The sequence below is a fragment of the Vibrio sp. genome (assembly GCF_047973365.1).
Classification (GTDB): domain Bacteria; phylum Pseudomonadota; class Gammaproteobacteria; order Enterobacterales; family Vibrionaceae; genus Vibrio.
The window spans coordinates 12,012-35,100 of sequence record NZ_JBKEBW010000050.1; the positions used below are offsets into that span (position 1 = coordinate 12,012).

At 42.6% G+C, this 23,089-nt stretch carries 15 protein-coding genes and 1 pseudogene; 1 reads left to right on the forward strand and 15 read right to left on the reverse strand.

Translation table 11 applies throughout. The features are described 5' to 3' along the window. Nucleotides 1–244: 244 nt before the first annotated feature. From ACK5MF_RS07045 to ACK5MF_RS07085, 9 genes are all read right to left on the reverse strand, one after another. Nucleotides 245–1,804 (reverse strand): AbgT family transporter, encoded by a 1,560-nt coding sequence (locus ACK5MF_RS07045; protein ID WP_416920700.1) that lies wholly within the window; start codon nucleotides 1,802–1,804, stop codon nucleotides 245–247. A gap of 460 nt (nucleotides 1,805–2,264) precedes the next feature. Further along, the gene (locus tag ACK5MF_RS07050; RefSeq protein WP_416920702.1) at nucleotides 2,265–3,308 is read right to left on the reverse strand and encodes a substrate-binding domain-containing protein; all 1,044 of its coding nucleotides are present in this window, start codon (nucleotides 3,306–3,308) and stop codon (nucleotides 2,265–2,267) included. Between the two features lie 88 nt (nucleotides 3,309–3,396). After that, nucleotides 3,397–4,452, reverse strand: coding sequence for a sialidase family protein (locus tag ACK5MF_RS07055; RefSeq protein WP_416920704.1), 1,056 nt, complete (start codon nucleotides 4,450–4,452; stop codon nucleotides 3,397–3,399). Further along, entirely contained in the window at nucleotides 4,445–5,968 is a 1,524-nt protein-coding gene (locus ACK5MF_RS07060) for a tripartite tricarboxylate transporter permease (RefSeq protein WP_416920706.1), read from the reverse strand. The genes ACK5MF_RS07055 and ACK5MF_RS07060 overlap by 8 nt, the downstream gene beginning before the upstream one ends. Beyond that, nucleotides 5,968–6,441, reverse strand: coding sequence for a tripartite tricarboxylate transporter TctB family protein (locus tag ACK5MF_RS07065; protein ID WP_416920708.1), 474 nt, complete (start codon nucleotides 6,439–6,441; stop codon nucleotides 5,968–5,970). Before ACK5MF_RS07065 ends, ACK5MF_RS07060 begins: the two co-directional genes overlap by 1 nt. 68 nt (nucleotides 6,442–6,509) lie before the next feature. Beyond that, the gene (locus ACK5MF_RS07070) at nucleotides 6,510–7,463 is read right to left on the reverse strand and encodes a tripartite tricarboxylate transporter substrate binding protein (protein ID WP_416920710.1); all 954 of its coding nucleotides are present in this window, start codon (nucleotides 7,461–7,463) and stop codon (nucleotides 6,510–6,512) included. 50 nt (nucleotides 7,464–7,513) lie between these two features. After that, nucleotides 7,514–8,458 (reverse strand): dihydrodipicolinate synthase family protein, encoded by a 945-nt coding sequence (locus ACK5MF_RS07075; protein WP_416920712.1) that lies wholly within the window; start codon nucleotides 8,456–8,458, stop codon nucleotides 7,514–7,516. A gap of 9 nt (nucleotides 8,459–8,467) precedes the next feature. Next, complete coding sequence (locus ACK5MF_RS07080; RefSeq protein WP_416920714.1) at nucleotides 8,468–10,108, reverse strand: hypothetical protein; 1,641 nt, start codon at nucleotides 10,106–10,108, stop codon at nucleotides 8,468–8,470. Nucleotides 10,109–10,116: 8 nt separating this feature from the next. Continuing rightward, nucleotides 10,117–11,724, reverse strand: a complete 1,608-nt coding sequence (locus tag ACK5MF_RS07085) for an FGGY-family carbohydrate kinase (protein ID WP_416920716.1) — start codon at nucleotides 11,722–11,724, stop codon at nucleotides 10,117–10,119. A 215-nt stretch (nucleotides 11,725–11,939) separates the two neighbouring features. Between ACK5MF_RS07085 and ACK5MF_RS07090 the strand changes: the two are divergent. Beyond that, a pseudogene (locus ACK5MF_RS07090) lies at nucleotides 11,940–12,068 on the forward strand (IS982 family transposase); the annotation flags it as partial. A 136-nt stretch (nucleotides 12,069–12,204) separates the two neighbouring features. On the opposite strand, the gene ACK5MF_RS07095 reads toward ACK5MF_RS07090, so the two are convergent. The 6 genes from ACK5MF_RS07095 to ACK5MF_RS07120 all read right to left on the reverse strand — a co-directional run bounded on the left by ACK5MF_RS07095 (nucleotide 12,205) and on the right by ACK5MF_RS07120 (nucleotide 23,086). Continuing rightward, nucleotides 12,205–13,224, reverse strand: a complete 1,020-nt coding sequence (locus ACK5MF_RS07095; RefSeq protein ID WP_416920718.1) for an HD-GYP domain-containing protein — start codon at nucleotides 13,222–13,224, stop codon at nucleotides 12,205–12,207. Nucleotides 13,225–13,254: 30 nt separating this feature from the next. Further along, nucleotides 13,255–18,573 (reverse strand): PAS domain S-box protein, encoded by a 5,319-nt coding sequence (locus tag ACK5MF_RS07100; RefSeq protein WP_416920720.1) that lies wholly within the window; start codon nucleotides 18,571–18,573, stop codon nucleotides 13,255–13,257. Between the two features lie 328 nt (nucleotides 18,574–18,901). Next, nucleotides 18,902–19,363, reverse strand: coding sequence for a low molecular weight phosphotyrosine protein phosphatase (locus ACK5MF_RS07105; RefSeq protein ID WP_416920722.1), 462 nt, complete (start codon nucleotides 19,361–19,363; stop codon nucleotides 18,902–18,904). Between the two features lie 268 nt (nucleotides 19,364–19,631). Beyond that, nucleotides 19,632–20,711, reverse strand: coding sequence for an XrtA/PEP-CTERM system-associated ATPase (locus tag ACK5MF_RS07110; RefSeq protein ID WP_416920724.1), 1,080 nt, complete (start codon nucleotides 20,709–20,711; stop codon nucleotides 19,632–19,634). Nucleotide 20,712: 1 nt separating this feature from the next. Next, nucleotides 20,713–22,203, reverse strand: coding sequence for a TIGR03016 family PEP-CTERM system-associated outer membrane protein (locus ACK5MF_RS07115; RefSeq protein ID WP_416920726.1), 1,491 nt, complete (start codon nucleotides 22,201–22,203; stop codon nucleotides 20,713–20,715). Continuing rightward, nucleotides 22,160–23,086 carry an XrtA-associated tyrosine autokinase gene (locus ACK5MF_RS07120; RefSeq protein WP_416920728.1) on the reverse strand — a complete coding sequence of 309 codons (927 nt, stop codon included), beginning with the start codon at nucleotides 23,084–23,086 and terminating at the stop codon, nucleotides 22,160–22,162. Before ACK5MF_RS07120 ends, ACK5MF_RS07115 begins: the two co-directional genes overlap by 44 nt. Nucleotides 23,087–23,089 lie beyond the last annotated feature (3 nt).

Sequence of the window (23,089 nt, forward strand, 5' to 3'; positions counted from 1 at the left end):
ACAATAACCATTATGGCGCAGGTTATATTGATGTCTCAAAACGCTTTCGCTAATAACAATTCACACTTAAAAGTGCCCATTGTTATAAGTCATTTAAAATGAGCTGACACCGACTTCACAAGGTCGGTGCCAAAACCATTACAGTCCCCTAATTTAAATCTATTTCGAACGAAGTAATAAAGTGCGAACACTTACTATAAACGTGTGCCATTTAAGTTGGCAGACTTTTGGTTACTTAACGGAATTACATTACGTATTCGTATGGTGCTTGGATGCCTAGTGGAATACCTACCACCCAGTAAGCAAGTAAGAACACAGTCCAGCCAATCAGCATTGCGATAGAGAATGGCATCATCAGAGAAGCTAGAGTACCGATACCTGTTGATTTCACGTAACGTTGGCAGTAAACCACTACTAGCGGGAAGAATACCATCAGAGGCGAAATGATGTTCGATACCGAATCGCCCACACGGTAAGCCGCTTGAGAAAGCTCAGGTGAGATACCCACAGCCATCAGCATTGGCACTAGGATTGGACCAATCAACGCCCATTTCGCAGATGCAGAACCGATGATTAAGTTAACTGAGGCCGTTAGCAGGATCATACCCACGATTGTTGCTTCGCCCGGCAGATTCATAGCTTTCAAACCTTCAGCACCGTACAACGCGAGCATTGTACCGATGTTTGATTGTGCAAAAACCGATAGGAACTGAGCACAGAAGAACGACATTACGATGTATGCACCCATGGTAGACATGGTCGTTGCCATCGCTTTGATGATGTCATTACTGGTTTTAAATGTGCCAGAAACGCGACCGTAGACATAACCTGGAATAATGAACAGGATGAAGATCAACGGAACAATCGACTTCATGATTGGCGCAGAGAACGCGGTAATCTGACCATCAGGAGAGCGCAGTGCTGAGTCTTCAGGCATTAGCGCTGCAATAAGAAACGCGATACCAGCAACCATGGCCCAACCTGCGTAACGAAAAGCTTTTGATTCTAGCTCAGTGAAAGACGCAAGATCCGGTGCCTTTTCTGCGTCTTCATCGATTGGCGTGTTTGCCAAACGTGGCTCAATGATTCTCTCAGTTACGTACCAACCAATGGCAATAACAATAACAGAAGATAAACCAGTGAAGATAATGTTCGCCAGAGGATTGACCACGTATTCAGGGTCTAGAACCTGAGCAGCCGTCTGAGTGAAACCTGCTAACAACGGATCAATACCAGAAGGAATAAAGTTCGCAGAGAAGCCACCAGAAACACCGGCAAATGCGGCAGCAATACCTGCTAATGGATGACGACCCGCTGCGTGGAAAATAATGCCACCCAGAGGAATAACCAGTACGTAGCCTGCATCAGCTGCAGTGTGTGACACAATCGCTACCAAAATCAGCATTGGCGTTAATAGCTTCGCTGGCGTGAAGTTCAGCATTTTCTTCAGACCCGTGGTGATAAAGCCAGACGAGTCAGCCACGCCAACACCTAACATTGCAACTAACACGATGCCTAGCGGAGCAAAGCCAGTAAACGTTGTTACCATACTCGCAAGGAAACTCGCTAGTGACTCACCGGTTAGCAAGTTTTTAATTATCAGAGCTTCGCCAATTCTTGGGTTTACAAGGTCGAATGAAACGTTTGATAAAAGAGCGGACGCGACCCAAGTAATAACGAGTGCCCAAAAGAATAAAATTGCCGGATCAGGGATCTTATTACCTGCTCGTTCAATGTAATTAAGAAAGCGATCCATACCGCTCGGTTTCGGTGATGACGCTTGATTTAATATTTGGTTACTCATAGTAACTCCATAATCAAAGATGTTGGTTACAAAGGCTTTCTAAAAATTATCATTTCAGCCCGTTTCTCAACGTTTGATTCTATTAAATCAGAGGTATAAAAGCACAAAACACTACATAAAATGAAATACTTAGATAAATATTTCAGTAACAATCAAATAATGTATAACAAATAATACACAACCGAAGCCAAAAAATTAAAACAATTGCAAAAGTGATATGAGATAGATTGCAAAGAAACTTGAAAATCACCATGCTAAACGTTATGTGTGTCCAAGTAACTCGATTCTCTTTGTTAACTTAATGAAATATAAAATTTTATTTTATTAAAACCATATACAATCACTCTCCTTTATGTTTTGTGCAACCAAAACATAAAGGGCATAAAAACTCAAACTACGTGAGACTGAAACAATCATAATAAAAGGACTAATGTGCATAACAAATATAAGTATCAAAGAATTACTTGTTCTGCTGTTCGAAATCTCTTTGCCAAGAGCGATCTCTCACAATCAATGAAGGCTCCACTATTTTACAACGATTAAAATCATTTACTGAGTGATTACTAAGTAGTTGTTCCATTAGTTGACTAGAACACTTAGCCACTTCACTAATATTCTGATTGACAGCAATCACAGTATTGGGAAGGAACTCCAGCATATTGTGATCATCATAAGTCGCAATTAACATTTGATTCGGTATTGAACCATAGCGCTGCCTTATGAAGTGTAGAGCTCCTTCAAGAATAGGGAGTGATGAGAAAACTAATGCTTCTGGAATACGCTTGAGTTGATTATATAAACTTTCCATCGCTTGGTAGCCGTCAATATCCGTATTATGTGGTGTAGACACACTCCAGTTAGGATGTAAGTCACGCTCTATTGACTGATGAGCATCGAGAAATCCACGTAAACGATTTTGAATGGTTGGAAGAGAAGCATCACCATAGATATAAAAAACTTCCGATGAAGTCATATCTAACATTTTAAGCGTCATCTCATAACTACCCTTATAGTTATCTGAAATGACCACAGGCAATTCATTGACCCCAAAATCTCGGTCTATAAAAACGATAGGGGTAGATTTGGCTTCTAACGGCAAATTTTTCTGTCTTGCAGAAGAAGAAGAGGCAACAAACAATCCATCGACACTTCGACCTAGTAAGATATCAGTTTGTCTCTTTTCAAGATCAGCATCATCTTGGCTGGACACAGTGATAAGCTGATAGCCGTGTTGTTGAGCAAGTTGCCCTAGCCCCTCAGCCAATTGTGCAAAATACGAGTTCGTCAGGTTTGGGATGACCAACCCCAAAGTTTCGCTTTTCTTAAGCTTCAAACTCCGGGCTGCCTGGTTAATCCTATACCCGTGTTCACGAATATATTCTTCAATAGAGTTTTGAGTTTTCTGTGAAATACGATATTTCTTTGCTTTGCCGCCAATAACTAATTTCACAGTGGTAACAGAAACGCCAATCGCTGCGGCGATTTCATCAATACTTTTACTCATTATCTACCAAATTATTTGTTCATCACTATTACCCACAATAGAGTAATAGTGAAAATTTTCAATAAGATATCAAAGATTTTAACATCTATTAGGATTGCAGGTTAAAGCTTTCATAAACTATGGTTTCTCTGTTACTTGTGTAAGTAACATGGAAACATCCATCACGAAAATAAATCGCTGGATAAGAATATTCCCCTGCTGCGGTCTCAAGGTCAATGAGCTGGCTCCAAGACTGGCCATTATCCTGAGATAATGTGACTGATATTGGAAAACGAGCACCCCAGTTACCAAATACCGGATTATAGACTAATGCAATATGGCCTTCACCAAAGCTAACTAAATCTATGCCACTATTATTATTCGGTAACTCCGTTGGGTAAACCTCACACCATGTTTCACCCCAATCTTTCGAATCACTGCGGTATATAAAACCACGAGTACTTCTCAACAGCATATGGACAAAGCCTGGCTGAGACTCCCAAAGCGTCGGCTGAATCACTCCATCCCAACGGAAAACTGTATCAGCCTCAGTTTCCCATAAAGCACCATCGCTCAAACCTTGCCACACACTCGTATTGTTTACCGATTTTATCACTTGGCTATGATCACAAGGAACCGCTATTTCACGCCAAGACTGACCATGGTCAATGGACTTATCTATTTTCGCATCCCAATAGAGTTCATTTTCAATGGAATTAGGTGCAATCCAATGCCCGTTGCTCAAACGCAACAATTTATTTTTTACTGGCCCCCTAGGAGTACTGCTACCTTCGACCACATCGACAGGCTCAGACCAGTTATCCCCAAGATCATAAGATATTGACACTTTTGTCACCCATGTCTGAACATCTGAGCCACATTTATAAAACAGCCAAATAGTTTCATCTTCATAATGAAGAACAGGGTTCCACTGTGCAACACGTTCATGGTCAAAAATTTTTCTCGGCGACAACCAACACCCTTCATTCTGTCTACTGAGCCAGATTGCTGTGTTAGGATCACCTTCTTTGGTTCCTGCAAAAAATGCCACTAACTTATTGTCATTAGGTAACACAATCACTGTTGAAGCGTGGCATTGCTGAAATGGTAGCACTCCCTCCTCAAACAGCTTTTGCTTTATAGTAATAGGTATCAACTCACTCATGAGGCACACCCTTAAGCGTATCCTGTTCAATTTTACGCTTATTTAATAGTGATTTAACAATTGGGCTCACTAAAGAAGCTACCGTTAAAACCAACAGTCCCAGAGCAATTGGTCGTGTTATAAAAATGCTATAGTCACCATTTGACAAGATCAGCGCCCTACGCAAGTTACTTTCTAACATTGGACCTAAGATAATCCCCAAGATAATAGGCGCAACACCGAACTTTTCACGAATTAAGAAGTACCCAACGAAACCCGAGGCAATCATCAGGAAAACGTCCAATACGTTGTTATTGATACTAAATGAACCAATCACACATAAAACCAAAATCATGGTATTTAGCAGAGGACGAGGCACTTCAGTGATTTTGGTAAAGAATTTAACACCAAATAACCCAAGAACAAGCAACATGATATTGATGATAAATAAACCAGCAAAAATCATATAAATGTCTGAAGCATGCTCTGCAAATAGCAGAGGTCCCGGTTGCAGGCCTTGGATCATAAATGCACCTAAGATAATTGCCGCAACAGCATCTCCCGGAATACCTAGAGTCAATAGCGGCACCATTGCCCCCCCAGTCACCGCATTGTTTGCTGCTTCCGGAGAAACCAACCCTCTTAGATTACCGTTTTCAAATGTTTCTCCATTTTTGGCCGACCGACGAGTCTCGTTATAAGAAATAAATGCAGCTACATCACCACCTGCGCCAGGAATAGAGCCAATAAAAGTACCAATTAAACTCGAACGCAACAAAGTTATCTTAAGCTTGGAAATAAGCTTCAAGTGAGAGAGCGTTTTGCGGAAAGACGTTTTTAATTCGACACTTGCTGTCTCATCCATTCCGTTATCCAAGGTGTTAATAATGATCTGAGAAAATGCGAACAGGCCAATCAATATGGGCACAAAACTAATTCCACTCATTAAATACATCGAGTCAAAGGTGAAACGGGTGTAACCAGTGAAGCTATCCACACCAATGGTAGCAATTAATAACCCGATAACACCGCCGATGAGTCCTTTCGCTAAACACTCCGAGCTTATTGATATGATTATGCTCAAACCAAATACTGACAGTATAAAGTATTCAGCGGCTGAAAATTTCAAAGCAAACTTGGCGAGCATTGGAGACAGAAAAGTGAGAACAAGCGCACTTACAAGGCCACCAATGACCGAGGCAACCGTCGATAAAGTTAAAGCCTTATCACCTTCCCCTCTTTGGGTGAGAGGATAACCTTCCATAGTTGTAACCATTGATGCTGGTGTGCCAGGCGTATTTAATAAAATGGCGGAGATTGAACCACCATAAACAGCACCAACATAAATGCCTAGCAACATCATAATGCCACCGCTACCGTCAAACATCAGTGTCAAAGGAAACAGTACTGCAACCCCCATAGTGACCGAAAAGCCTGGTAATGCTCCGATAGCAATGCCAACAACAACACCAAATAAAGCAGGTAATAAATTAGACAGCGAACATGCCGCCCAGATAGATTCAATAACAACATCCATTATGCTTCCCCCCACAGAGGCAAAGGAATATAAAGAAACTGGATAAATACCCCCCAGACCATCACAAACAAAAAGACCAGTAGCACATAAAGGCTTGGACGTTTTAGCCATAGTTTAAACTCAGCTAAATAGTCCTTAACCACGAAGCGATTCGCTAGTTTAAAGAATGGCGTTATCAGAATAACAAAGGGGAGCGTGCTTAAAACAAAACCAAACTTGAACAATGCCAAAACGTACAGACAGCTGATCAGAGGGATGGTAAAAATGCTAATTTGCACACGTTCTCTTATAGCTCCCTCTTGGTATCGTTGAACGATAACAATGATAGAAAGGAGTATGAGTGCACTAGCGAGAACCTGAGGGAAAAACATGGGTCCTAACGGGTCGGTGGTTGTATGCACAAATTGCGAGGCATACATCAAAATGCTGCTTCCGATACCGATAAAAAGGACAGCGATGATAATACTAATCATAGCGACACCTATATGATTGTCAGATGACAGCAGTACGCCTAACCATACTGCTGTCAGAAACAGAAAACTTACAGTGCAATTTCACTAACGAGCTTTTTGTAGTAGTCGTTATCTTCTTTCACCATTTTGTTTACTTGTTCGACATTCATATTGTTTACTTCAATACCTTGGTTATTCATGAATTTAACAAATTCTTTATCAGCCATGGCTTTAGTAAAAATGTCAGAGAGTGCTTTATAACGCTCGTCATCCACTTTTTGTGGAACAGCTAGTGCTGCCCAAGCACGTACCACAAAGTCATATCCTAGCTCTTTGAACGTTGGTACAGTAGGGAACATCGGCAGACGATTGTCTCCCATAACACCTAGCAGTTTTAATTCCCCTGCTTTTAGCTGACTGTTCGCATTACCAGGTCCAACTGTAATTGCGTCTAAGTGATTTCCCATCAAAGCGGCTACTGCTTCAGAGCTACCGCCAGCATATGGAACATCAACAAATTCAATACCATATTGTTGTTTCATCGCGACAGAAGCTAAATGCCAGATTGAACCAACACCTGAATTACCCACTTTTAACTTGCCAGGATTTGCTTTTGCGTACGCAACAAACTCATCCACCGTATTATAAGGGCTGTCTTTAGGAACAATGAGCCCTGCAGGTTCTGCAATTGGAGCGACAATATATTTGAACGCTGAATAATCGATAGGGGAGCGTTTTAAGTGTGGAAGGATATCCAACTCCACTGTTGTCATCACCAATGTATAGCCATCCGCTTTAGAACTAGCAGCTTGTACCATACCAGTTACACCTCCAGCACCAGGGCGGTTTACAACAATGATATTTTTGTCCACATGGCTTTTGGCGTACTCAACCAGACCACGTGTAGTAATATCTGTACCACCGCCAGGTGACTTAGGCACAATCACGGTGATGTCCTTCGTTGGAAAGTCAGCCATGGCCGCTACCGGGGTCAAAAGACAACTAAAACTAAACAGTGCTGTTAATAGTTTTTTCGCTTGCATTTTATAATTCTCCGTAGGATACATTTGTAGGTTTTGATGTTCTTATTAATTTATTTATTGATAATTTTTTGACTGTATCGATTGGATAAACGCTGCAATTGATCAATCAACGTGATATTGGCGTTGCTATAAAACTCCTCTTCATTTCTTGTTCGGCTTACGGTTGTATTAAAATTCCCAATTTGCTTCTGCGCATATTTAGCAGAAACTGGGTAGCTAATAAGCTCACTGAGTGAAGACACCGACAGGAAGTCTGCGACCTCAGTAACCAAATCGGAATGCTCATCATAGTGACTGCAAAGCCAGGTATAGAGGTCACAGTGATAGTTGGCCATCACCCCGCTATATCCAGCCGCCCCCATCCTCAATGAACCCAATAAAGTAGGCCCATTCGCGTTATAAATTTTAAAACTGCTGTTTTTAGCTATTTCAAGACGTTCAGAAAGAACATCAAGAGAACAACAGGTATCTTTTAAAAAAGTAAAACGTTTGGAATTAACACACCACTGCAGTACTTCGTGGCTCAGCAGACGCTTCCACGGTGCCGGGCATTCATAAAGGCCGAGTGGAATGTCCTCAGGTAACGCCTCCGCTATTTTTTCCATGAAATGGATAACTTCACTGTCTGTCGCTGACTGAGGCCCCAAACGATTAGTGATAAGGACCACCCCATCAACACTGGCTTCCACCATGTTGTTAAGCTGCACAATTTGATCGTCAAACTTATCTGCAGTATGACCTGATGCAATCACCGGAACACGGTGATCCACTTTCTCAACAATGAAGCGCACCATGTCTTGCATTTCTTGATCGCTTAAATGCATGATTTCACTAGATTGACAAGCAGCAAACAAACCCACGGCACCGGAGTCGATATACCACTCAATCAGTAACGCTAAGCTATCGTAGTCAACCGACAAATCGCGATTGAATGGAGTGAGCATGACGGGTACAACTCCATTTTGTAATTCTTTAATATGAGCTTGTGTATACATGATAATTCCCTATAAACCCGCAAGCATGACACGCATATTTTGTGTCAGAGCTTGAGACACAAATGCTTCCAATACCGTATCCAAGTGTTTTGCTTCAACATAAGCAACAGTTATATGGTTGCTTTGATGCCCCGCCATCAAATCATCGCGACTGACACCGGTTAATTCACAGTTCATCAAAGGCCATTCTGGAGTGGTTGCCTGAGAACGTCGTGTAAACTCATCCAGAGGAAGTTCTGATGCAGTACCGGTTCCGACATGTAGAATGACTTGTTGACCTTCGTAATGGGCCCTTGCCCAGATAAAGGAACCCGCTTTACATTGACCCGCAATGGTGGAGCCACCTTTAGGGAAGAACATCTTAGGCTGACGATAACCATCTGCACCTGCTATACCACCTTTAATGTGTTCGAATGGCACCGAGCCTGAAATTTCAAAGTCCCAGTAAAACACACCTTGATATTCACTACCCCAACGAATGTCGTGTAGTGTGGTTTCGCTTGGAAGATTTAGACTATCAAGCAGACGGAAAAGCATCGTTTGAGGAATAGCTGTACCCATATCCACTTCATTAATACAAGGAATAGGTTTTCCGGCACGAATGATTTGACCATTCGTATTAGGAATAGGGAAACGTTCTGTCGAGCCTATTGCACCTTCTGCAAAATCCGATGCCGCGCAAACATCTTTTAAACCCTGTTGATATTGAACACCAACACTGGTTAAACCAAATCGTTCCGTCATTCGAGCCATGGCAATCATCATTGCACACTGTTCCATCACCTGATCACGAGTTAATTCTGTGGCTGGGTTTTGACCATAGTGAAAGTTCATGCCTCGTTCTTCATACCAGCGAACACATTGTTCTCTTAGTTCCTGAGGAACTAAGCTCATCTCATACACTAAAGCTGATTGAGAAAGGCTTTCAATTGGCATGCCGATATTAACCATGGACTCCAATGGGAATACTCCGTTCATCATGCCCATACAGAATGAGTCAAATAATCCGATGATCTCTTTGTTTTGCATAATGTAGGCGCCAACTTGTTTGCCTAGCTCTGCAGCCGATGTTTTAGTCATTGGATGTTCATTGGTGATCTCTTTTAAATACGAGGTATCATGCTTGATATGACCCGTTTTCAACCACAAGTCTAATCCTGTATAAAAGAAGTCATCATCAAAATTCTCTGACCATAGTCGGGAGTATTGACCTCCAAGACTAGTCAATGTTCCAGCCATACATAGGGTTCCGACTAAACCCGGCCACGTACCATCAAAATTAGCCAATAACAATATTGGACCCTTGTGATGAACCAAACTCGGAGCTACATGATGCGAATATTGCCATACCGTAAGAAGAACAATTAATGGCGCTTCCGGGTCAATACCCGCAAGAACATTACAGCCTTCACGCTGACTCGAAATAAACCCATGCCCTCTTTCCAAATCAACAGGATGAGCCCTGCGGACGCTATAACCAAAACGTTGTTCAAGAACCTTAGTTAGCTTTTCTTCAAACTTTTGTTGCACCGGCCAGCAATCCACATTGGCAGACTCTCTTAAGTCTCCGTTTGCAATCAATACAATTTCTTTACCTGTTGATTTACGAATTTCAGGTCTAGCAGGTAATGATAAAGACAACTCAGACATATAAACTCCTATTGAAAATTAGGTGTATCTTTCATTAATCGACGATATTTCATTTGGTCTTCGTACATTTCTAAAAAGACCTGATATTTTGCAGCATGGTAACTTTGTGTATGTTTACGGGGCTCTATCCGCGCGCCCACAGACGACATCGCTTCAATCGCTTCTGGAAGAGAAGAAAAATGACCGGAAGCCGCTGCACCTAACATGGCCGAACCAAGCAACACAGCTTCAGAATCACTAGGAAGCACAACGGGACATCCAGTAATATCGGCATGCTCGCGTAGCCAAAGTGGATTTTTCACTCCACCACCACACATATGTATTTCTTCAATTCGATGCCCATTTGCTCTCATGGCTTCAATGATGTGGCGCGTACCATAAGCAACCGATTGAATTGCAGCTAAATAATGAATGGCTAGAGTGTTAATATCTTCGTTCAGGCTCAAACCAGATATCATCCCCTTCAGTGTCGGGTCTGCTCGTGGCGAACGGTTTCCGTGGTGATAACCCAATAAATGCAGTTGCTGAGTCAGATATGGTTCACTCTCTTCAAGTACTTCGATCTGTTTATTCAGCAGTTCATACACCGAACATCCTTCATTCTCTGCAGATTGTTTGAGTACAGAGTGACAGGCTGCGTCGCGAATAACATGATCGACCAACGCTCCTGCAGAACTTTGTCCACCTTCGAGTAGCCAGGTATTAGGAAGCATCGCCCCCCAGTATGGTCCCCATACCCCTTCAACAAACAGAGGCTCAGTGCTGATAGCCATATGGCAGGCAGACGTGCCACTAATAATAGCGAGCGTCGATTCAGGTTTATCTCCCATAATTGCCAGTGCCCCGGCATGCGCATCAATCAGCCCCGTAGCAACAGCGGTCGACGTCACAAGCCCTAGTGCATTCGCAGCTTGTGCAGACAAGTTACCAGCCAACGAACCGACTTCTAGGATCGGTCCTTCTACGCGTCCTTCCTCAAGCAAATCAAGTAAATCTATTTGTGCTAAAAGGTCCTTTGCCCAACGTTGTTCATGAGACAGATAATTCCATTTACAGCTTTTGGTACAAACACTACGTACTGGCTTACCGGTTGCTCTATATACAAGAAAATCTGCCAAATCAAAAAACTTTGCGATTTTCTGATACTGGTTCGGCAAATTCTGTTTTAGCCAAAGGATCTTTGGCAATTCCATCTCAACACTGACTTCCCCACCGACGTACTTTAATGATGGATCGCCCGTCAAATTAATCTGTTGCGCTTGCTCTATCGCACGGTGATCCATCCACATCACTATATTTTGATTATCTTCACCGCTAGGAGAAACCGACACAGGCTGATCACTCTCATCCAAAGCCACCAATGAACATGTCGCATCAAAACCAATACCTTTGATTGCTTCTGGATCAAGCCCGCTAAGTTGTCTTGCCTTCTTCACGGCATGGCAGACCTGCGTCCAAATATCATCTGATGATTGTTCTATAAAATCAGATTGAGGGCGAAATTGCTGGATAGGACTAACAGCCATCGCCAATCTTTTCCCTTCCGCACTGTACACCCCAGCTCGAGCGCTCCCCGAGCCGACATCAACTCCAATAAAATAATCCATGACTTGCATTAACTCATATTGCTATCTCGTGTTAGCAACTTTATAGCAGCGTAATATATGTACAATCAACGAGCAAAAAAAAGACATGTGACGAAGATCTAACCAATTGTGATAACAACGCTAACACCTGTTAGCATTGTCACAAAAACAGTTAAAACGAATGGAACGAATCCTATTTACCTAATTAACCTGCACTAGGGATAAAAAATAGAAAGGAACTAAAAACTCAGATAGAGCATTCTAGATACAGGAATCTGCATGGGTTCATGTTGAACTTACTCGATGGATTAATCGCGTACTGCCTAAAACCAGAAAAGCCATCACTGAACATCACAACCACTGAAAAATCATAATCGATATCGATGGCTTAAACCGATCTCAGGTTAGCTTAGTGAATATCTACAGTAGCAACTAAGCTCACACTATTTAATGGATACAACAACGAAAAGATGCACGATGTACACCTACATAAACAACCATTCAGAACATTTATTCTTCCTCAACATAAGTATCATGAATTTCAATAATCTGGTTTATTGTTTGTTTAAAGTGTTCCACCAATTGAGGATCAAAATGTCGGCCAGCTTCACTAATAATGAGTCCTATTGCATCATCAATTTTCCAGGCTTTCTTATACGGACGTTTCGATGTCAATGCATCAAATACATCTGCAATGGCAACAATGCGCCCTTCTAGTGGGATCTCTTCACCTTGCATACCATTTGGATAACCAGAACCATTCCACTTTTCATGGTGAGTAAGCGCAATGTTATAAGACATCTGTAGTAATGGGTCATTGTGTCGCCCAATGATTTCAGCACCAATAGCCGCGTGCTGCTGCATGGTTTCCCACTCTTGATCGTCCAGTTTCCCTGGTTTTCTGAGCACGGCATCTGGAGTACCGATTTTGCCCACATCATGCATTGCTGCTGCGTAATAGATGATCTCACAATACTGCTCTGATAAGCCCATTTGCTTAGCCAAGATTTTTGCATAGTGACTGACACGGACAACATGTAAACCGGTTTCGTTATCTTTGTATTCGGCAGCGCGCCCGAGACGGCGGATAATTTCAAAGCGTGTTTCTTCAAGGTCTTTAGTTTGCTTTCTGACCTCTTCTTTCAACAAACGTTTCTGATTTTGCAGTGTGATGTGAGTCTTCACTCGCGCCTTAACTACTGATGCACTGACAGGTTTAGTAATGTAGTCCACACCACCGATCTCAAATCCTTGAGTTTCATCGGCAGTTTCAGCAAGCGCAGTGACAAAAATGACAGGAATATGCCTTGTTAGCGGATCTTGTTTTAAGCGTTGACACACCTCATATCCGTTCATATCAGGCATCATTACATCTAACAAAATCAAATCTGGTGCCGTTTTCGCGGCTAAAGCCAGAGCTTTCTGACCATTAATCGCGATCTTTACTTTGTAATCGCTGCCCAAGATACCCACCAAAATATCGATATTATCCGGCGTATCATCAACAACTAAGATGGTTGCCTTATCCATAAATAATCTCTTTAACCTTTTCTCTAAAACTTATCGTTCTAAATTTGCTAATAATTTGGAAATCAAGTCGACGGCTTCGTCGAATTGATACTGATTGATCATGTTCACGGCGGGGTTTAACTGCAGCCACAATTGGCTACTCACCCGAGGTTGTAGTGCATTAATTTGTGCGACGGCTTGTGAGTCTGCATCGTCTAAACGTTCACGTAGTGTTTGTAACTCGTCGATCAACATCTCATCAGAAATCGCTTGTTCATCGCCAGATGGCGCACTTTCTGCTGCCTGTTTTACGCTGTCTATCGCTTCACAAATGGAAGTGACCAGCACTTGAATTTGTTCTAGCACCTCTTGATAAGGCACGCCTTGATTAAGGTTTAGCTCTAACTGAGTTGCTAGTTCTACCAACGTATGAGAAGTCAGATTCCCTGCAACACCTTTTAGCGTGTGCGCCAACCGAACCGCTTCATCTCGCTTTCCGAGTGACATCGCATTGTCAATAGAGACAGAAATATTGCGCTGACTCTCAGCAAAGCGTTCGAAAATGCGTTGATAGAGACGTGATGAGTTCTGAACTAATTGCAAGCCACGGTCGATATCAAGCTCTGGATGCTCAGGCCAAATATGCTGTGACATAACCTTAGTAGATTCACTACTTGCCATATTGCTTTTCACATCAACATTATTTGTATCAGTAGTTGCTTGAAGATGGTTACCCACTAGGTACTTTGCCAGTGTCTGGTACAGAACATTCACTTCAATAGGCTTGGCAATATGATCATCCATCCCCACCGCTAAGCAGGCTTCTTTATCCCCCGCCATGGTGTTGGCAGTCATGGCAATGACGGGAAGTTGAGCGAATGCTGAGTCTTGTCGGATCGCTTGCGTTGCTTGATATCCATCCATCACAGGCATTTGACAGTCCATTAGCACTAAGTCAAACATCTGCTGCCGCAGTTTATCTAGCGCTATTTGTCCATTCGTGGCAGTGGTTACGTTTATCCCTACTTGCTGCAAAAACTCGGTTGCAACTTCGAGGTTCATTTCATTATCTTCGACGAGCAGAACTTGTTTATTGTTTAGTGAAGAGAGTAGTGTTGAATCAATGGTTAATGGCTTTTCGTTACGACGTACTACAAGTTCACCAGACATACCAAATGCATCCATAATGCCGTCAAGTAAACGTGAGGCCGTAATCGGTTTGGTGATCAATCCATCGAGGGAGAGTTCATCAACCTTATCCGTTAACTCTTGGCTTGAATTCGCTGACACCATGAGTATCTTCGGTACGTTGTTCATCTGCTTAATTTGACGCGCGACTTCAATGCCATCAATGCTTGGCATTTTCCAATCAATAAATGCAATGGAATAAGATTTGCGTTGACAATGTTCAATGGCTTCTTGCCCTGTTGATACGGCATCAACATCAAAACCAAAGCTCTCTAACGAACGCTGGATGATCTCTCGTGCTGTCGTGTTATCGTCCGCGACCAACACCGACATGCCTGTCAGCTGCTCATTCACGACCAGTTGTTTATCATCAGAACACTTGAGTTTTAGTGTAAAGTGGAAATTGCTGCCGTAACCGTATAGGCTGTCAACACCAATGCTTCCTCCCATCAGCTCTACTAGCTGCTTGCAAATCGCCAGCCCTAACCCTGTGCCGCCGTATTTGCGAGTCGTTGATGTATCCGCCTGAGAGAACGACTTAAACAATTTGTCTTGTTGGTCGCCAGTTAAACCGATACCGGTATCACGCACGCTAAATCGAAGCGTCACGTCTTGGTTGTTCTGTTCTAGCAAATCAATCGTCAGCAATATTTCACCACGTTCAGTGAATTTCACCGCATTGCCCATCAGGTTGATCAGAACCTGACCTAAGCGCAATGAGTCCCCGACTAAATAACTAGGCACATCTGGCGAAACAGAGAACAGCAACTCCAACTGCTTGTCCGTTACTTTATCAACGAACATATCACTCAGCCCTTCCAAAATGGAATCGAGCATAAATGGCATGGATTCGATATCTAACTTACCAGACTCTATTTTTGAGAAGTCTAAAATATCGTTGATGATCGACAGCAAGGCTTTTGATGCTCGCTCAATCTTCTCAACATAATTTTGTTGTTTCTCACTAAGATCCGTTTGCAGACACAGTTGCGACATGCCGATGATGGCATTCATCGGCGTACGAATTTCGTGAGACATATTCGCCAAAAAGTCACTTTTCGCTTTGCTTGCGGCATCGGCATTTTCTTTCGCTTTAAGTAGCTCGGTTGACATCAACTTCAGCTCAGTAATATCAACCATACTGATAACAGCAGTTTCAAAATTGCCATCACTATCGAGAATTGAGGAGACACTTGCCGACATCCAAGTGACTTGACCATTCGGGTGTGTGAATGATCGTTCACCACGATAATGGCTAATTTCACCGTCGACGAGTTGTCTGTACTTATCTCTAGAGGTTTGCGGATCGGCGACGGTAGAGATGTTAAACATAGACATCCCAATCAGTTGCTCACGAGTACGCCCACCCATGTCTGCACAATATTGTTCATTACAATTGAGGATAATACCGTTGGCATCAACGTTGGCGATACATACGGTAGCACTGTCAAACAGCGCTCTGAAGTGGGCTTCACTGATCGCCAGCTCTTGTTCTATCGCTTTGCGTTCAGTGACGTCCATGACATAGCCATTCCAGATAATAGCGCCATCTTCAGCGGAATGACCGCGTGCACTCGCTTCCATCCAGCGCAACCCACCGTTCGGATGCAGATAACAGAAGGTTCGGTTCCAGTTAAATTGATCTTCACTTTGACCAGACAAACCTTGAGCCAATGCTAAACGTTCTTCATTGGGTATTCGGTCTGCAATCACACAGATATTGTTTTTGATCTCATCAGGGCGCAGACCAAACATCGGTAATACTGCCGATGACAAGAAATTAAATTGACTGTCTTCGACTGTGTTCCAACGAAGTTGATAAACCGTACAAGGCACTGACTCGGCAATGTTAGATAGCTGCAAACGAGACTCTTCCAGTTCATCCAACGCCAGTTTTCGCTGCGTCACATCATCAATGCTGCCATCGACCCAGGCATGCTTACCATCTTCAGAATAAGTGGCTCTGCCACGTTCATGGATCCAGCGAATGCTTCTATCTCTATGACGGATTCGATATTCGATCTCAAAAGTTTTTTGCTCAGTAAGAGCGGAATCGACTCGCTGTTGCAACAGCGGTAAGTCTTCACTCACAATCAGTGATACTAATGTGCGCTGATTATTTGCAATAAATTGTTTAGCGGAGTATCCAGTAATATCAACGATCTTTTCACTGACGTATTCTGTAACCCATTCACCTGCTAAGCGCGTACGATGTACCGCACTTGGAATATTGGTCACTAAGCCACGAAAACGTTGTTCACTGTCGCGAATTTGTTTTTCAACCGCAAGCTGCTTGGTCATATCTCGCACTGAAGCGGCGATTTGCTTACGGCCATTAGAATCCGTAGGTAATGAACTTAACGCAATTTCTGCAATAAATTCCGAGCCATCCGCTTTTACGGCACGAACGCTGTGCGCGTTTTCCATCGGGCGAGAACGTCCTTCTTTGGTGAACGAATCGCGCAGGCTAGCGTGAGCTTGTCTCAAATCTGGAGGCAGTAAATCCTCAACTATCAAATCAAGCATTGCGCCATTTTCATAGCCGAAAAGCTGCTGGCAACTGGTATTAGCAAAGACAATCTTGCCCAAGTGATCCATGATGAGCAAAGCTTCGGGAGCCACTTCCAATACCGCGTTAGACCAGGCTGCGGCAGAAAACTGTTCCGTTACGTCGGTAAACAGCATTTCAATTGACCTCAACTCGCCTGTCGCTGAGTCAAGCTGCTGCATAAAGACTTCGAGTCTTTTCAGTTGCCCAGCATTATTGATCATTTCAACTTGATGCAGCGGAACGCTTTCTCCTTTCAGCGCAGCGTCAACGTATTGCCAGTTTTTTTCATTAATTGGATTTGATGAAAACATTCGCTGGTATTTGCGTTTGAAAAGCTCAGGGGCGACACCCAACACCTTCATTACACTGTCACTTACACGTTCCACTTGACCAAAAACGTCGAGAGAACAATAGAAGCATTTGCCGTTCATACCATCGATAAAACTGGCAAATCGATTGCCACGCAAGTCCAGAATCATCTGTTCACGTTCTGACAATAGTTGTGTCATCTGATTAAAGGTATGACTGAGAGTGATCACTTCCGTTACAGTACCCTTTTCAACTTCGATACGTTGAATTTTACCTTGTCCAAATTCAGCGATTCCTGATTCAAGAGCTTCTAACGGCTGAGTAAGCTTTTTCGATGATACGTAACACACAAAGAAAAGCAGTGCGATACAAGTGATAAGTTCAAGAGTAATGTTACCTAAGTCAGACAATATTGAAGCGACAAATTCCGTTTGAGGAACAGCCACAATCACCTGCCATTTAAGCGTTGGCTCCGTCATAATACTGGCGACGAATGACTCGCCATTTTCATTGACAAAGTTGGCTTTGCCATCCAAACCCCGTTGTTGGAGCAATCGAAAATCAGCGTTCTGTTGCGCATTTCTGTCAAACCAATCGGTTTGGTCATCCAGAATTTTGTTTTGATCTTGGTGATAGATGAGGTTGCCAAAATTATCTAACACTATGAGCTGATGTGCTGGTATTCCAAGCGTTGCCGGCAACTGATTCAACGCTAGGTCAACAGTGACAACACCTAGTGATGTCGATTCAAGTTCACGATGGAAAGATGCAGAATAAGTCACCACAAGGGTATCACTCACTCCCTCGCCAAGGTAGGCATTCGACCAGTGGCCCTTTTTCTGATCAACAACCTGGCTCCACCAATCCCAAGAGCCATCGGTATAGTCGTAACCTTGTGTAGCAATATCCGTGTAGTGAACGAAATTACCATCCCGGTAGACGTAAGGAGCAAACAAATTCCCCTGCGTCATTTCACCCGGTTTATAAGCAATGGCAGAACCGAAAAATTCAGGATTTCTATCCAACCTGCGAACTAAAATGTTTCGAATTTTATCTTGTTCTTCAATACCAAACTGCTCTGACAACGTACCGAGAAAATCAGCAAAGCCCTGTGTTGTCGATTGCGCGTTATTGAGAAGATTTTTTAATCGATGAGAACCGTAAGTCGCTTCTTGCGTAAGCTTGTCAAGCAGACGTTCTTTAGCCGCATAATAGCCAGAGTACGCATTCATACCGTATATAATCAGCATTATCGTTATCAATGGCAGTGCTATATGTGAAAAAATGCGACGACGAAAAGTGCCAGGTCTACGTAAGCCCATGAAGCGTTCCTTAACAACAAAATAGTCAATGTGCTTGAATAACAAACAAGCACAAAAAAGGATGCTCTAATAGAATGATCCACAGACCAAACGAAAATTTGACGTTGTGATGAGACAATTTAGATTCGCAAATAGAGCTTTTGTACTAAGGGAAATGTTACATAAATAAAAGAAATATTTATGTAGGATGGCATTCGCTTATCATTGTAAGAAAATGGCGACAATTTCAGCGTACTGGTACCGTTTTAGATTAAACATGACTAAAAATAACGCCCCATTGCGACTGACTCCTGATTCGAATAACACAAACATTCAAATCAAAACGACCTTAACAGAGCCAATGCCTCATCCAAGCCTCTGCGGCATCGTCAATCTGATTAAAGGCAAGACGAAAAGAGAGATCACCTCTTTTATAAGGGTCTTCAATACATGACGAGTCGATACACTCAGTGAACATAAAAACTTTGTCACTCATGTTTGGGAAACAATCACAAATAGCCGCCATATGTTGTTTATCCATAACTAAGAGAACATCATGCTGTTCAACCATCTCACCGGTCAGTTGTTTCGCTCTATGACGACGTAAATCAATTTGAAATTCGTCGGCCACTCTAACCGCAACAGCGTCAGCACGTTTACCGCTCAAACGCTTTCTTTCGACATCTAATCCCGCGGAATGAATGGTGAACTCAGGAAGCAAATCCTTTAACTTATATTCGCCATAAGGAGAGCGACAAAGATTACCGCTACAAATCACCAATATCTTTTTATTCGCCACGCTTCGTTTCACCCGTTTTCCTTTTCGACTTTCCTTTGTTATACCAAACACATTAATTTCCTGATCAAGTAGACATTGAGTACCGATAAGCAAACCCTCCGAGCCATGGATGGCTCGGCGGAGCCCCATGGAAGGGTCTATGCGTGTTTGCGTTCGGTGCTCATTGTCTAATACTGAACAGATTAATAGTGAAATTGGCATTACCAATGCACGAAACCAGCCTAAGCCTAGTTAAAAAGCCGGTTCATGCTGGTGCCAGTGGCTAAGTACCCAACAGCAACTATTTTTTTTGGTAAATCTCATCATGAATATAAGGGACTGAGGTTTGAGAAAGTTCTTTTCTCTTTTTGACAATCATTTTATCTAAATTCTTGAGAGTCATGGTTTTTCTGTATATTTCTTCATCGAGGACTTTCAATACTTCCGCCAGAGTACGATGAGCTCTCTCTGTATCAAAAAACGCTATTGCTGTTTCAGGCTCAATTTCCTGTGCCTTAATCCCTAAAGGTGAAAACGCTGTCGGCTCTGTTCTTCTTGCTTTGAGCCCACCAGACAACTCTTCCCCCATCTCTTCAATAATGCTGTTGATATGCTCAAGCGCTATGGTGCTAATTCCTTCCATAAAGGCGTACAAAAATAACCTGTCCATAAAGATATTAATCTTTCTTGGGACCCCTCCGGTGTAATGCGCGACCCGCTCAAATAGCTCTGAATCAATGCGAGGATTCTCACTCCATCCAACAGTACGTAACCGATGAAGGATGTAGTTTTTCGTCTCTTCAACGGTGAAAGGTTTCAAATGGCAAGAGGCAATGATCCTCTGTCTGAACTGCTCCATTTCCGGCAGTTCTATAATCGGCTTCAATTCTTCCTGCCCTAATAAAAAGCTTTGGATCAGAGGCTTACCATCCACCTGAAAGTTCGACAGCATTCGCAACTCTTCTATCGTTTCTGCTGACAGATTCTGTGCTTCATCAATAATCAGTAGCGCACGTTTACCCTGTTGATATAAAGCGAGAAAGAAATTCTCTAGCCGACGCAATATGTCTGCCTTATTTAAACCTTCAACCTGAAGCCCAAAATTAGCGGCGACCATAGTCACCAACTGCTCAGGATTTAAACGTGTGGTTGCAATTTGCGCAGCAGCGATAGACTCATCTAAAGAGACAATTAAGCTGCGCGCAATGGTGGTTTTACCTGTACCGATAGGACCCGTAATGACAATAAAACCCTCGCCTAACTCTAGTCCATAACGTAAATAAGAGATGGCTTTTGAATGATGAGCACTTTCGAAAAAAAACTGCGGATCAGGGCTCAGTTTAAAAGGCTTATCTGACAGTCCAAAATATGATTCATACATGCTAAAGCTCTTTCCTTACATTGAAGTAGATTCGGTTTTCCTCATATTGACTATCCAGATTGGATGATGAACGATTCTTATACGTCAACTCGAGGCTTGTAGATAAACTTTCAGTAAAATCATGCTCAAGCTCAATGCCCAACTCGCGGTAGTAATCTGTCTGATAGGTATTGCCCTGTTGCTGAAAATCGTAATACTCATAGAGAAAGCTTGGTGTAATTGTGGTGTTTCTTGAAAGGTTATGGGTGATGGAGAGTTCACCACTATAGGTATCGACAGCCGTATCATCGGAAAGCGTATTGATCGCTTTCTGCTTATCTGCACTGAGATCTAAATTGAATGTGGTTCTTCTCAACTTCAGAACTGAGTTCCAAGTTAATGTTTTGCTTAGGCTCAAATCTTCGATACGGTTCCCTTCGACAAACAAATCCCGGTCATAATTGGTCACTTCTTCGCTATAACGAATGCTGTTAGTCCATCGACGATTACTGTGAGTCAACGAAAAATCATAGGCATCACCATAAAAGCGTTGCGTATACTCAAACTCTATTTGTGTTTTATCTGTCGGTATCAGAACCACAGAACCGCGCCAGTGGTCAGAGTTTTCATCATCTAATGCAAAATCATAACCTATGCTGATATAAGAATTTTTATCTAGATAATATTTAACACCAGGCCCCCAGCTTGATGAATCAGCACTGTCGCTCGTCCCTTGTCCTGTATAGTCCTCATAGTAGAGATGGAGATAAGGACTCCAGTTATCTATTATTTTTAAACCTATTTCTGGTTGTAAACCTATTTCTTGGTCCAACTCGCTGGATTCAGTATCATTGAAACCACTCTTATCGACCGTTTTCTGATAAGAGTAGTCGGTTATCCAAAAATAACGTGTCACTGAGCGGCCTTGAGAAAAATATAAGTCACCGCTATAACGATTATTGTCACCAATATTATCTTCGTAATCCTCTACAGCGCCTTCAATACGAACATTCATATCGATGGCGCCGTCAGGATTGCTTTGATACGACAGACCTAATGTTGCCTCACGACTTTCGATAGTATCGCCTCGGCTTATATCATTACTGGCATTGCTTACGATATCTGAAGCAATATTACTAATAGAAGCAGAAATATCACCCCGGATACGATTTTGCACAGCGAGGCCTTTGTCTGCTTCCAAACTCAGTTCATGAAACAGACCATTTTTTTCTGAATCATTCGAGTAATAAAGTTGCTGCATGGAATAATCTAACGATGCATTTCCATCACTTCCTTTAGCTTCAACCTCTAATCCGGCAGTCAACGACATAATTTCGCTACTGTGTTCATCTGACGCAGTGAAATCCACATTATCCGTATAAGTCACACCGCCTTCCACATTTGGTGTCATCGTGATATCAGCGGCAAAACCGACACTGGAGAACATGACAAAACTAATGAGACAACTTTTATTTATTTCTGTCCTTCGAACCATAGCCATATCCGTACCCATAGCCGTAACCGTAGCTGTAGCTCGTTTTATGCACAGCTTTGTTAATGATAAATCCTATATTCATTTCACTGTTCAATAAGGAAACAGCCTGTGTGATATCCGACGTCTTGGTTTTATTCTGCTCGACCACAACTACAGCTTGGCCAATGAGATTGGATAAGGTGACCGTTTCCACCACCCCAAGAAGAGGAGGACAATCTAATACAACAATCCGGTCAGGATATCGGCTCGCTAACTCCTGCATCAGTAATATCATTCGATCACTGGATAACAGCTCATAACTCATGTGATGGGCTCTACCCGCGGGCATAATGCGTAGATCCGGAACCGTAGTCGAATAAATAATTTTGCCAACATCATCAATTTCGCCAGTCAAATAGTCGATTAACCCCGCTTGCTGCCCTAACTCAAGAACGTCATCCACACTAGGACTCAGTACATCTGCATCAATCAGTAAGACGGTTTTGTCTTGTTCAGACGCAATACTTAGCGCTAAGTTGATAGAGATAAAGGTTTTTCCTTCATTAGAGCGGGTACTTGAAACCATGACTAAATTGTTTTTTCTGCAAGCTAAACTCGTATTGGTCGCGAACGCATTCTTTAACAGTTTTTGTTTAATGACCCGAAACTCATCGCGAACTAACCGCTCCTGAATTGTGGTGTTCGAGCTGATCATCCCTAACTCTTTAAGCCGCATGTCATCAATGACAAGAACATTTTGCTTTGTCTGAGACGGCTCCAGGTTCTGTTGATTTTGCTGCCTAACCGGTTGATTTTGTCGTTCATTCTGCTCATGAAACGCAATAGATTCTGTCTGCTTTACTAAGCCAAAAGTCCCGGGAGAACGATCCAGTTTCGCCATTGCCTTTTCGATAGTACTCACAAT

What these genes read in the sequence shown, in the direction of transcription:
- ACK5MF_RS07055 (WP_416920704.1), bottom strand. Translation starts at nt 4,452, where the DNA reads ATGAGTGAGTTGATACCTATTACTATAAAGCAAAAGCTGTTTGAGGAG.
- ACK5MF_RS07080 (WP_416920714.1), bottom strand. Translation starts at nt 10,108, where the DNA reads ATGTCTGAGTTGTCTTTATCATTACCTGCTAGACCTGAAATTCGTAAA.
- ACK5MF_RS07110 (WP_416920724.1), bottom strand. Translation starts at nt 20,711, where the DNA reads ATGTATGAATCATATTTTGGACTGTCAGATAAGCCTTTTAAACTGAGC.
- ACK5MF_RS07070 (WP_416920710.1), bottom strand. Translation starts at nt 7,463, where the DNA reads ATGCAAGCGAAAAAACTATTAACAGCACTGTTTAGTTTTAGTTGTCTT.
- ACK5MF_RS07050 (WP_416920702.1), bottom strand. Translation starts at nt 3,308, where the DNA reads ATGAGTAAAAGTATTGATGAAATCGCCGCAGCGATTGGCGTTTCTGTT.
- ACK5MF_RS07065 (WP_416920708.1), bottom strand. Translation starts at nt 6,441, where the DNA reads ATGATTAGTATTATCATCGCTGTCCTTTTTATCGGTATCGGAAGCAGC.
- ACK5MF_RS07115 (WP_416920726.1), bottom strand. Translation starts at nt 22,203, where the DNA reads ATGGGTACGGATATGGCTATGGTTCGAAGGACAGAAATAAATAAAAGT.
- ACK5MF_RS07095 (WP_416920718.1), bottom strand. Translation starts at nt 13,224, where the DNA reads ATGGATAAGGCAACCATCTTAGTTGTTGATGATACGCCGGATAATATC.
- ACK5MF_RS07060 (WP_416920706.1), bottom strand. Translation starts at nt 5,968, where the DNA reads ATGGATGTTGTTATTGAATCTATCTGGGCGGCATGTTCGCTGTCTAAT.
- ACK5MF_RS07075 (WP_416920712.1), bottom strand. Translation starts at nt 8,458, where the DNA reads ATGTATACACAAGCTCATATTAAAGAATTACAAAATGGAGTTGTACCC.
- ACK5MF_RS07045 (WP_416920700.1), bottom strand. Translation starts at nt 1,804, where the DNA reads ATGAGTAACCAAATATTAAATCAAGCGTCATCACCGAAACCGAGCGGT.
- ACK5MF_RS07085 (WP_416920716.1), bottom strand. Translation starts at nt 11,724, where the DNA reads ATGCAAGTCATGGATTATTTTATTGGAGTTGATGTCGGCTCGGGGAGC.
- ACK5MF_RS07100 (WP_416920720.1), bottom strand. Translation starts at nt 18,573, where the DNA reads ATGGGCTTACGTAGACCTGGCACTTTTCGTCGTCGCATTTTTTCACAT.